The sequence below is a fragment of the Niallia sp. NCCP-28 genome (assembly GCF_023168165.1).
Taxonomy (GTDB): domain Bacteria; phylum Bacillota; class Bacilli; order Bacillales; family Cytobacillaceae; genus Niallia.
Genome location: NZ_BQYJ01000009.1, coordinates 49,313 through 60,995, shown reverse-complemented (window position 1 = coordinate 60,995; position 11,683 = coordinate 49,313). Strand labels below are relative to the sequence as shown.

General features: G+C 35.6%; 9 protein-coding genes. 6 read left to right on the top strand and 3 right to left on the bottom strand.

All coding sequences use genetic code 11. The features are described 5' to 3' along the window. Positions 1 to 214: 214 nt before the first annotated feature. From NCCP28_RS19615 to NCCP28_RS19605, 3 genes are all read right to left on the bottom strand, one after another. Positions 215 to 2,509 carry a thiamine pyrophosphate-dependent enzyme gene (locus NCCP28_RS19615; protein ID WP_248562923.1) on the bottom strand — a complete coding sequence of 765 codons (2,295 nt, stop codon included), beginning with the start codon at positions 2,507 to 2,509 and terminating at the stop codon, positions 215 to 217. Then, on the bottom strand, positions 2,509 to 3,525 hold the full coding sequence (locus tag NCCP28_RS19610) for a 2-oxoacid:acceptor oxidoreductase family protein (protein WP_248562922.1): 1,017 nt from the start codon (positions 3,523 to 3,525) through the stop codon (positions 2,509 to 2,511). Before NCCP28_RS19610 ends, NCCP28_RS19615 begins: the two co-directional genes overlap by 1 nt. A gap of 467 nt (positions 3,526 to 3,992) precedes the next feature. Further along, entirely contained in the window at positions 3,993 to 4,961 is a 969-nt protein-coding gene (locus NCCP28_RS19605; protein ID WP_248562921.1) for a substrate-binding domain-containing protein, read from the bottom strand. A gap of 196 nt (positions 4,962 to 5,157) precedes the next feature. Here NCCP28_RS19605 and modA point away from each other — a divergent pair, with 196 nt between their 5' ends. The 6 genes from modA (at position 5,158) to nifD (ending at position 11,683) form a co-directional block, all read left to right on the top strand. Next, entirely contained in the window at positions 5,158 to 5,949 is a 792-nt protein-coding gene (gene modA / locus NCCP28_RS19600; RefSeq protein WP_248562920.1) for a molybdate ABC transporter substrate-binding protein, read from the top strand. Between the two features lie 65 nt (positions 5,950 to 6,014). Then, positions 6,015 to 6,692, top strand: a complete 678-nt coding sequence (gene modB, locus NCCP28_RS19595) for a molybdate ABC transporter permease subunit (RefSeq protein ID WP_248562919.1) — start codon at positions 6,015 to 6,017, stop codon at positions 6,690 to 6,692. Between the two features lie 24 nt (positions 6,693 to 6,716). Further along, positions 6,717 to 7,355, top strand: a complete 639-nt coding sequence (locus NCCP28_RS19590; RefSeq protein ID WP_248562918.1) for an ATP-binding cassette domain-containing protein — start codon at positions 6,717 to 6,719, stop codon at positions 7,353 to 7,355. Positions 7,356 to 7,924: 569 nt separating this feature from the next. Further along, complete coding sequence (nifB, locus tag NCCP28_RS19585) at positions 7,925 to 9,301, top strand: nitrogenase cofactor biosynthesis protein NifB (protein ID WP_248562917.1); 1,377 nt, start codon at positions 7,925 to 7,927, stop codon at positions 9,299 to 9,301. Positions 9,302 to 9,340: 39 nt separating this feature from the next. Continuing rightward, on the top strand, positions 9,341 to 10,216 hold the full coding sequence (gene nifH, locus NCCP28_RS19580) for a nitrogenase iron protein (RefSeq protein WP_248562916.1): 876 nt from the start codon (positions 9,341 to 9,343) through the stop codon (positions 10,214 to 10,216). A gap of 33 nt (positions 10,217 to 10,249) precedes the next feature. Next, positions 10,250 to 11,683 carry a nitrogenase molybdenum-iron protein alpha chain gene (gene nifD / locus NCCP28_RS19575; protein ID WP_248562915.1) on the top strand — a complete coding sequence of 478 codons (1,434 nt, stop codon included), beginning with the start codon at positions 10,250 to 10,252 and terminating at the stop codon, positions 11,681 to 11,683.

Below are 11,683 nucleotides of genomic sequence, written 5' to 3'. Positions count from 1 at the left end.
TTACAGGATGAACTTGAAAAAAAGCACCTCCAAATAATAGTTATTCCATATATAGATATGCAAATGCAGAAGATATTCATGTATAGAATCGTATCTGTTATTACTTTTATTGAATAATTAAGGGACGATATGCCGATTTTCTTCTATATGCAAAGAGGGTAGAAACATGTCAGGAATGCAACATTGTTTCTACCCTCTTAAGCATAATTTTTTTTTATAAATAAGGATTTTCATTTTTCATTTTTAACTTTGTCCAACGTTTTTCCACTTCACTAGTAAAATCAATTAGCATTTCTTTATTTTCTTCTTTTAGTAGATGTTTTGTTTTTCCCATAAACTTTAACCATTCTGTCAAAGGGGTTTTTTTATCTTTTTCTTCCGGATTATAGGTTATGGCAGTCAGCCCATTTTCTACTTCGTATAAAGGGAAGAAGCAGGAATTTACAGCAGCTTCTACTACTTTTGTTCCAAAACGATCCTCTGTTTTCCAATTTGCTGGACAAGTTATTAGCAATTTTCCATAAACAGTCCCGACATTTTGAGCATACCATTGCGCTTTAGCTGCTTTTTTGATTAAATCTTGTGGAAAGGCCTCAGATCCTGTAAATACATAAGGCATATTGGTAGCAGCCATAATTTGGGCTGTATCTTTATGATGAAATGCTTTTCCTTTTTGTGCACGGCCCACGTTGCTTGTACTAGTCATATGACCAATTGGAGTAGAGTAGGACATTTGCGAACCTGTATTCATATAACCCTCATTATCATATTCTAACATGATTAGATTATGGTTTCTTAAAGCAGTGCCGATAGCGGAACCCATCCCAATATCCATTCCTCCATCTCCTGTCACCATAATAAAGGTTGTGTTTTCTGCAATTTGAATTTCTCCTCTTTTTTGCAGTTCTAAAAGTGCTTCAACAGTCCCTGATAATGTTGCTGGTCCATTTTGGAACAAATTATGCATCATTGTTTGTCTGTGGGAAGTATGAGGATAGGCTGTTGTGACAACATATGCACAACCTGTTTGAAATAAGACGACAATATCTCCTTCTATACCTTTGAAAAATAATTCTAGGCCACTTAAAATGCCGCATCCAGGACATGCGCCATGACCTGGAGCAAAGCGATTTGGTTTGCTGGTCAGGGCACGCAATGGAGGCACTTTTACTTTTAGTGAGTTAACCTCTTCGTTTGAAGATATCTCTATTAAACCAGAATTATATACATCTCCATATTGTGGTTCCATAATAGGTTTGATTTTGTTTTCTTCTGTTCCTATATATTGGCCATAATAATCAAATGGTTTTTCTGCAAGACCATTGTCCAAAGCCTCGAGTGCCATGTTGAAAAATGCTTCTGCATCATCAGCATAAAAGTCCTTGCCTCCCAATCCAAATACTCTGCTTAGCACAATAGTATGGTTGTTAGGATCTTCTTGAATAGCAGACTTTACTTCATGAGTTAAATTAGGGCCGTTTCCGCCATATGAATCCGCTCTCTCTCCGATTAAAAGAGATTTGACACTTTGCAAAGCTTTTCTAATTTCTCCAGAAGGAAATGGGCGAATTATATTTGGGCTTATTATACCGGCTTTAATCCCTTGTTTTCGTAATCGATCTACTGCATCTTTAGCAGTTTCTGCTGCCGAGTTCAATAAGAATAAGGCCACTTCTGCATCCTCCATTTTATATAAATCGACTAATGGATAAGAGCGCCCAGAAATCTGTTCGAATTGTTTGGAAATTTCATTGTAGATATCTTTAGCTGCGTACATTGCCTGTGATTGCTGGTAATGATTGTTCAGTAAATCATCCCCATTCATATGGGCGCCGATTGTAATCGGTTTTTTGGAATCTCGAATAGCTGGATATTCGGTCGGACAAGGACCTACAAATTCTTGTACAACTTTCCTATCTTCAAAGTAATGTACTTTTCTTTTTTGATGAGAAGTAAAAAAACCATCGTAAGCGACAATTACTGGTAAACGGACCTTTGCATGTTCTGCAATTTTTAATGCCATAATATTCATGTCATAAACTGCCTGAGGAGTTCTTGCGGTAATGATAACCCAACCGGTATTTAATGCATAATACAAATCAGAATGATCTCCTCTAATATCCAAGGGCCCGCTTATAGACCGGGTAACTAGATTCAGAACCATTGGATAACGAGTTCCAGATTGTACCGGCATTTGTTCAAGCATATACATAAAACCATTTGCACTAGTTGCATTGATAACACGTGCTCCTGTTGCTGATGCCCCGTAGCAAATGCCGGCAGATCCATGCTCGCCATCAGCAGGTATTAATTTAATATCATGTTCCCCTCTTGTTTTCATTTGATCGAGATATTGTGCTACTTCAGTGGAGGGAGTGATAGGGAAATAGCCCATTATGTGATAGTTTATTTGGGCTGCAGCCATTGCAGCCATTTCATTTCCCGACTCAAAAGTGGTTAATTGAACAGGCGCATTTTTGATGAGCAAATCATTTTCTAAAATGGACATTATAAACAACCCCCTGTAGTAACATAAGGAAATTCTTGTTTTACTTGCTCTGCTTCTGCAAATTGTTCTGTTTCCCGAATACCGCTTAGAGCGCTTGTTGGGCATGCCTCTACACATTTTAGGCAACCTTTGCAATATTGATAGTCAATTCCTTTAAGAGACATGATAGTGCGTCCTCGCTTATTTACTTTTTTATCCCATACAAAACAAAGGTCTGGACAAACGGCGTCACACGAGGCACAGCTTATGCAGCTTTCTTTGTCGAATTTTGGGATGAAGCCTTGGCGTGATCCGCTTAAGTCTTTTATTAGACTATTGCCCTGTGCCAATATAACGCCGCCTATTTGTTGTGTGTTATAGCCAAGTAGAGAGCGGGGTCTTGAAAATGCTATGGTACGGGCATTCGCAGTTGTTTCATACGTTTTAAATTTCACTTCATTGTAGCCTCTATCAAATGTGCGGATATTTGCTTCTACTAAATGCGGATATTTTTTTTCGAACGTTTTTGTTATTACTTTACGCAGTGCCTCCGGATCAAGAAAATCACATATGCGAAATAATGCTCCCAGCATTGCTGTATTAACGCGTGTTTTTTCTTTTACTGCAATTTGAAGTGCGTCAACTATAGCTAATTTTCCATATTTTAGATTCAAATCGTTTTTTACTGAGTCAAAGTCTCTTGCTGTGTTGACAAGGACAATTCCATTTGGATTTAGGCCGCTGATTACATCAACTGATTTGTATAAGGCTTCATGAAAAATGCCAATAACATGAGGCTCTTCAATTGGACTATGCGCTCTGATTTCCGTTTCAGGATCACAGAAGCGAATAAAGCTTTTTACAGGTGAGCCCTTTTTTTCAGAACCATATGAGGAAAAGTTGGATCCATTAAGTCCAAGGCCAAGCACCCCTGACTCTGCCAGCATTTTTCCTGCTAGGTTTGCTCCTAGTCCACCGATAGATTCTAATCGAATTTCATAAAAGCCAAGCTCATTTTTGGTTGGTAAGATAGACAAAAAAATTCCCCCCTCGTAGAATTGTTAACTTAAGTTTAAGTAATTTTTTTAGCTTTACGCCAAATAGACAGAAAATTTAAAAAACATCATAGTTGTTATTCTAAAGGATAAGTCTTCCTAAATCTGTGACAAATATCGTAACTTTCTAAGAAGAAGGGAGGATGGCATAGGAAAATCTCTAAAAAATAAGTCTTTATATAAAAAGGCTGTTTTTTCAAAGTTTATTGCTTTCAGCACAAGAAAATGGGAAAGAAATGCGCATATACCTAGACTCCTGCGGGAAAAGCGAAAAGGGGGAGATCTTGTAGAAGAGCAGTGACGAGAAGGCTTGATGCTCAACTGGGGAAAGCGATGTGTATGCAGGATCCGGATTTAAAAAGCAACCATTTATATGAAAACAGCCTATAAAAAAACTGTTTTGATAAATGAAACTGCTTAGAGCAATTTAGATTCATCAAAACAATTTTTTATTGTTCATAAACAATTTTCCCTGTACTTGTAACATCGTAGCCAATAGCTTGTAATTCTTCTTTTAGCTGCTGAGAGTTCAGTAGAATGGATAGAAGCTTGATAAGCTCATAATTTTGTTCCGTTTTTAGAATAACCAGATCATAGTCCTCTTTGATTAGGGGGATGAAATCGATGCCTTTGGAATAATGAGAAGCTCTTTCTATACCTATTCCAGCATCTGCTTTTCCTTGAGTTATAATAGCGGCAACGCTGTAGTGGCTTGTACATTCATATTGGTATCCATTAACACTATTTTTATTAATTTTATTAATTCTCAGTTGTTCATCCAATAAAACGCGGGCACCAGATCCTATTTCTCTATTGACTATTTTTATATCACTGCGATCTAAATGGGACCAAGTTCTAATATTTTTGGGATTGCCTTTTTCTACATATAAACCAGCTTGCCTTGTTATAAAGCGGATAACAATATAAGAGTGGCTTACTAAAAGTTTTTTTACATAAGGAATATTATAGCTGTTTGTTTCCCCATCATATAAGTGAGTGCTAACAATATCTGCATCACCCTTATACATAGCCAGCAATCCATTCAGGCTCCCTATATAGGAACGAAGAGGACGATATGATTTGCTTGTTTGCTCGATATGTTTTGCGAGGATGTCCAAACAATTATCTTGTCCGCTGATAATAATGGGACGATGCTTCATCTTAGTAAATGGATCAAAAATATGATTTTGCTGCGGATTCGTAACTCTGATTTGAGTAGGCATCTGTTCCGCTGCATTTTTTGATATTTCCATGGAGCCTTTTTTAAATGCTTCTAGATCAGCAGCATCAATACGCATTTGGCGCCCCACCCTAAATGCTTTAAGCTCTCCCTTTTTTATCAAGTCATAGACGGTTAATTTTGAAACTTTTAAAATCTCAGCAATTTCTTCTGTAGTAAAGGATTCACCTGTGTTCATTCCATAATCCTCCGAAAAAAATCTATTTTTTTTTATTTTACCATTTACTAACACATCAATCACATTTATAATCACGTTAACTAATTATAAATAAGTATAACTAGTTATTTATGAATAAAAATAAATAATTATTTGATAAAATTAGTTATATTAAGTTATGTTTAGTTATAAATAAAAATTAATCGGGGGAATTTTTATGAAGAAAAAAGTTTTTGCACTATTATTGACTGTGTTGTTTGCCGTTGCTTTGATTGGATGCGGAAATCAGGAAAATGCCTCAAAACAAAAGAATAAAAAAGAAGAAATAGAGTTGAAAGTTTCTGCTGCAGCCAGTTTAACAGATGCAATGAGTGATTTACAAAAAGCATTCCAGAAAGAATATTCAGGGGTTAAGTTTACAAATAATTTCGGCAGTTCTGGCACTTTAGCACAGCAGATTGAGCAAGGCGCACCTGCAGATATTTTTTTATCGGCTGATCAAAAGTGGATGGATGCATTAGCTGAAAAGAAAATGATTGCAGAAGATACGAGAAAAGATTTTTCTGGGAATAAGATTGTATTAATTGCAGGGAAGGGCAGTGACATTAAAATTGATTCCTTTGAAAAATTAACTGATAAAATTGGACAGATTGCCATTGGGGATCCAGAAAGCGTACCCGCAGGATCATATACAAAAGAAGCATTAGAAAAGATAGGGAAGTGGAAAAAATTAGAAAAACATTTTGTTTATGGAAGTGATGTTGCACAAACGCTGAAATATGTAGAGTCGGGTAATACAGATATTGGATTTGTGTATTCAAGTGACGCTCTTTTGTCCGATAAAGTCAAAGTATTAGCAGAAGCAGATCCAACATGGCATAAATCAATCGTTTATCCAGGTGCTGTACTGAAAGATACGAAAAACTTTGATGAGGCAAAGGCTTTTATTGAATTTTTGAATACGGATGAAGCACAAAAGATATTAAGAAATTATGGATTTTCTAAATAAAGTGATATAAAAAGACTGATTACTTTTAAAGCAAAGGGATGGAAAACAAGGAGTTAATAAAAGATATGAATTATACACCTCTTATTTTATCGCTGAAAATTGCTAGTATAGCTACATGCATTGTTTTTATTTTAGGAATTATTTTAGCATTATTTATAGCGAGAAATGAATTTTTTGGGAAAAGTATCGTAGAAGGAATTATTCTATTGCCTTTAGTATTGCCGCCAACAGTTGTTGGGTTTTCTTTATTATTCCTTTTTGGGAAAAACGGGGCAATAGGAAAATTCTTGCTAGATTGGTTTGACCTCCAAATTGTATTCACCTGGATAGGTGCAGTTATAGCCTCCATTATTGTATCGTTTCCCCTAATGTATCAAAGTGCTTCTGCAGCTTTTCAAAATTATGATAAAAATTTAGAAAATGCAGCCAAGATAATGGGAGCTTCTAAATGGAGGGTTTTTTGGACAATATCATTCCCTCTTGCTTGGCCTGGTTTATTGGCGGGTTTAGTATTAACTTTTGCCAGATCATTAGGAGAGTTCGGGGCAACTTTAATGATCGCAGGTTTTATTCCAGGAAAAACAGATACAATACCTTTAACCATCTATTTTGCAGTTCAATCTGGAAATTCACAGGTTGCTACATATTGGGTAATTATTTTAATTATTCTTGGATTTTGTGCGATTATTTGGGTTAATTGGTGGAGTAAACGCAATTTATTAAGATATAAAAGTGAAAAGTAAAAAATGTGAAGAAAGGAGACAAAAATGCTTGCCATCAAGATAAAAAAAAATCTTCCGCATTTTACAATTGATGTGGAATTAAAAGCGAATAATAAGATAGTCATTCTGTTTGGACCATCGGGTTCCGGGAAAACAACCATACTAAATTGTATTGCAGGGCTTGATACTCCTCATGAAGGATATATTCAATTAAATCAAAAGACCTTTTATCAAACAAATAGAAAATCAGTGAAAATCCAACAAAGAAAAGTAGGCTACTTATTTCAAGATTTTGCATTATTTCCGCATATGACAGTGGAGAAGAATATTCAATATGGAATGAAAAGCCAAGAGCTGATGAATAGATTAGTGCAGAGTGTAGGGATTGAGCATCTCTTAAAAAAATACCCTAAACAAATATCTGGGGGAGAAAAGCAGAGGGTAGCATTAGCGAGAGCGTTAGCAACAGAACCGGATATCCTTTTGCTTGATGAACCATTTTCGAGTCTTGATCAAGAAACAAAAGAAGAGTGCTATGCAGAATTGTTAAGACTTCATGAACTCTGGGACATACCAATAATCATGGTTACACATGATTATGGAGAGGCAAAAAGACTGGGAAATCATATTATCCACTTAAAAAAAGGCAAGATTGTTAATAGAGAGAAATTATATGCAGGATGATTTTATTGAACAAATGAACCTTATCGTTTTTGTTAGAGACTTGCTCTTATCAGCCTATTGAAAAATTGCTGATGAGAGTTTTTTTGATATGTTCATTACACTGTTGATTTGCCTTTATCAAAGCAAAAAACCTTCCACTGCAAAAGTCAGATTGCTTTAAAATACTTGATAATTTAAAAGTTGTGCTCTAATCAAGGAATCAATAATATAAAAAAACCTCTTTTTCCTTCCCCATACAGAAGTAATTTTTATTTTTGAAATATAGCAGACAAAAAATGGTTAATTTTTTGCGGAACCTTTTTTTGTTACAACTTTTTGAATAAAACAATTATTTGAAATCGATTACAAAAAATAGCGCGTTAAATTTTCTGACAATTCTGTTGATTTGAAATTCGACAATAAATATTATCGGAGTATCAACAAAAAGAAATTCCAATTAATTACATTAATAATATTGATGTGTTGGAAACTCTCAAGTTGAACGAAGAACAAAGGAGTGTTGCCAAAATAAAAACTAGCAACTATGCATTCGTGCATAAGAATAACCTTATTTTGGGGAGGGAGAGAGTGTGAAGACGATTAATCAGGATTTGGAGGATCGAATTGCCCGCCACCCTTGCTATAGTGAGGATGCTCATCACTATTTTGCGCGTATGCATGTGCCTGTAGCACCTGCCTGCAATATTCAATGTAATTATTGCAGCCGTAAGTTTGACTGTGCAAACGAAAGTAGACCGGGTGTAGTAAGTGAAGTGTTAAAACCAGAAGAAGCAGTAAAAAAAGTATTGGTTGTCGCAGGAGAAATAAAGCAGACATCCGTTGTGGGAATTGCAGGACCTGGAGATCCTTTAGCTAATCCTGAAAAAACCTTCGAAACATTTAGAGGAGTTGCAAAAAAAGCGCCTGATCTAAAATTGTGTTTGAGTACAAATGGTCTTCGTCTATTAGAATTTGTGGATCAAATACATGAATTAAATATTGATCATGTAACGATTACAATTAATGCGGTAAATCCGTTAGTTGGAAAGCATGTTTATTCCTGGATATTTTACGAAGGCAAGCGCTATAAGGGAATAGAAGCAGCGGAGATTCTTATTAATAATCAATTAAAAGGATTGGAAGCCTTAACGGAGCGAGGAATTTTATGCAAAGTTAATTCTGTCCTTATTCCAGGAATTAATGATCATCACATGGAGGAAATTTCAAAGGCGGTAAAAGATAGAGGCGCATTTGTCCATAATATTATGCCGCTCATTGTCACACCAGATACCGTTTTTGAAAAAAGTGGCATGAGAAATCCAACGGCTAAGGAAGTGCAGCAAATTCAAGAAAAATGCTCTGGTAGTTTAAAAATGATGAAGCATTGCAGACAATGCCGAGCAGATGCAGTTGGTTTATTAGGAGAAGATAGAAGTTCAGAATTTACAAAAGAAAAAATAATGAATACTCCTGTGCATTATGATTCAGAAGAAAGAAAAAAATATCAAGAAAAATTGGACTTGAAGATTCAGGAAAATAAAAAGAAAAAACAGGAGAAATTCGCCAAAATTAGAGCAGAAGCATCTTCTGCAATTCATGAAATCCGCATAGCAGTAACAACACGGGGAAATGCAAGGGTAAACTTGCATTTTGGACATGCAAAGGAATTTTTAATTTTTGATGTTCATAAAGAAGTTATTAAGTTTGTAGGAGTAAGAAAGGTTCAATCTTATTGTGTAGGTAAAATTAACTGTGGAACAAATAAAAAGCCGATTTTAGCAGAAACAGCAACAATCTTAAAGGACTGTCAAATGTTATTGTGTTCAGGAATCGGCGAAGCGCCGCAAAAGTATCTATTAGAGAGAGGAATTGTACCATTTATTAAGTCTGGAAATATAGAAGAACTTCTTTATGAAAGCAGTAAATTCTATCAGTATATGAATTCGTCTGAACCAATATTTATTTGAAAATGAAAAAGTTTAATATTTTAATGAGGGGGAAATAAAATGCGTCAAATAGCTTTCTATGGAAAAGGTGGAATTGGTAAATCAACTACATCACAAAATACATTAGCACAACTTGCTACTAAATTTGGACAAAAAATTATGATAGTAGGATGTGATCCAAAGGCGGATTCTACTCGCTTAATTTTAAATACAAAAGCACAAAGTACAGTGTTAGAGCTTGCGGCAAAAATGGGAACTGTAGAAGATTTAGAATTAGATGATGTTTTAGATACAGGGTTTGGAGATATATTATGCGTAGAATCTGGGGGGCCAGAGCCAGGAGTAGGATGTGCAGGACGCGGTATCATCACTTCTATTAATTTTTTGGAGGAAGAGGGGGCATATGAAGGATTAGATTTTGTTTCTTATGATGTATTAGGGGATGTAGTTTGTGGTGGATTTGCCATGCCAATCCGTGAAAATAAGGCACAAGAAATTTACATTGTATGTTCAGGTGAAATGATGGCCATGTATGCTGCCAATAATATTGCCCGGGGCATTTTAAAGTATGCAAATAGCGGCGGTGTTCGCTTAGGGGGCTTAATTTGCAATAGCCGTAATACAGACCGTGAAGCAGAACTTATTTCAGAATTAGCTCGCCGCTTAAATACACAAATGATTCATTTTGTTCCAAGAAATAATGTTGTACAGCATGCTGAGCTGCGCAAGATGACAGTTGCTCAATATAAACCAGAGGATGAACAAGCGAAAGAATATGAGATTTTAGCACAAAAAATCCTTGATAATAAAATGCTGACTGTACCAACTCCAATTGAAATGGAAGAATTGGAAGAACTATTAATGGAATATGGAGTTATTGAGGATGATGAGGCGCAAATTAAAAAATTAGAAGAAAAAGAAGCTTCTGCAAAATAAATAATACTTTCTAAAAAAGTGAGGTGAATTCTATTGAGTACAAAAGAAATTACTGATAGAAAACAAATATTGGAAGAATTACTAGAAGTATATCCTGAAAGAACAAAAAAATTCAAGAAAAAACATTTTCAAGTAGTAGAAGAAGAGAATATTGAAAGTGGAAAATGCTCGGTAAAATCGAATATAAAATCACGTCCAGGTGTTATGACTATCCGCGGTTGTGCTTATGCAGGATCAAAAGGGGTTGTATGGGGACCAATTAAAGATATGATCCATATAAGTCATGGTCCGGTAGGTTGTGGACAATATAGCTGGGGTACACGAAGAAATTATGCAAACGGTACTTTAGGAATTGATAATTTTACAGTAATGCAAGTAACAAGTGATTTTCAAGAGAGAGATATTGTTTTTGGAGGAGATAAAAAGTTAGAGGCTTTATGTAAAGAAGTAAAGGAAATGTTCCCATTAGCAAAAGGAATATCTATTCAATCAGAGTGTCCTGTAGGGTTAATCGGAGATGATATAGAAGCTGTTGGCAAAAAAATGACCAAAGAGCTTGGGATACCTGTAATACCGGTTCGTTGCGAAGGATTCCGGGGAGTAAGCCAGTCTTTAGGTCATCATATTGCTAATGATACCATACGTGACCATGTTATGGGAACTAGGGATCTTGCAGAATCGGGTCCATATGATGTAGCAATCATAGGAGACTATAATATTGGGGGAGACGCTTGGGCATCTCGTATTTTACTAGAGGAGATAGGTTTGCGGGTAATTGCTCAGTGGTCTGGAGATGGTTCAATTAATGAATTAGGAATCACACATAAATCTAAGCTTAATTTAATCCATTGCTATCGTTCCATGAACTATATGGCTAAAACAATGGAAAAGGAATATGGAATTCCTTGGATGGAATATAATTTTTTTGGTCCAACAAAAACAATTGAAAGCTTGCGGGCTATTGCGGCTCATTTTGATGAAACAATACAGGCGAATGCAGAAAGAGTAATTGCTGCATATAAAGCTGAAATGGATGAAGTCATTGAAAAGTATCGTCCTCGTTTAGAAGGAAAAAAGGTAATGCTTATCATAGGGGGGCTGCGTGCAAGACATACCATAGGAGCATATGAAGATCTTGGAATGGAAATTGTTGCTACCGGTTATGAATTTGCACATAAAGATGACTATGAAAAAACAATTGTGGAGCTAAAAGAAGGTACGGTTCTATATGATGATCCAGGTGCATTTGATGTAGAGTTTTTATCAGACAAACTGGATATTGATTTAATGGGTGCAGGTGTTAAAGAAAAATATGTTTATCACAAATTAGGTATACCTTTTAGACAAATGCATTCTTGGGATTATAGTGGCCCATATCATGGCTTTGATGGATTTAAAGTTTTTGCACAGGATATGGATACTGCAATTAATAGTCCAGTGTGGAATTTAATGGAATCACCATTTTAA

Coding starts and splice junctions, on each gene's coding strand:
- NCCP28_RS19615 (WP_248562923.1), bottom strand. CDS start 2,509: ATGTCCATTTTAGAAAATGATTTGCTCATCAAAAATGCGCCTGTTCAA.
- nifH (WP_248562916.1), top strand. CDS start 9,341: ATGCGTCAAATAGCTTTCTATGGAAAAGGTGGAATTGGTAAATCAACT.
- modA (WP_248562920.1), top strand. CDS start 5,158: ATGAAGAAAAAAGTTTTTGCACTATTATTGACTGTGTTGTTTGCCGTT.
- NCCP28_RS19605 (WP_248562921.1), bottom strand. CDS start 4,961: ATGAACACAGGTGAATCCTTTACTACAGAAGAAATTGCTGAGATTTTA.
- modB (WP_248562919.1), top strand. CDS start 6,015: ATGAATTATACACCTCTTATTTTATCGCTGAAAATTGCTAGTATAGCT.
- NCCP28_RS19590 (WP_248562918.1), top strand. CDS start 6,717: ATGCTTGCCATCAAGATAAAAAAAAATCTTCCGCATTTTACAATTGAT.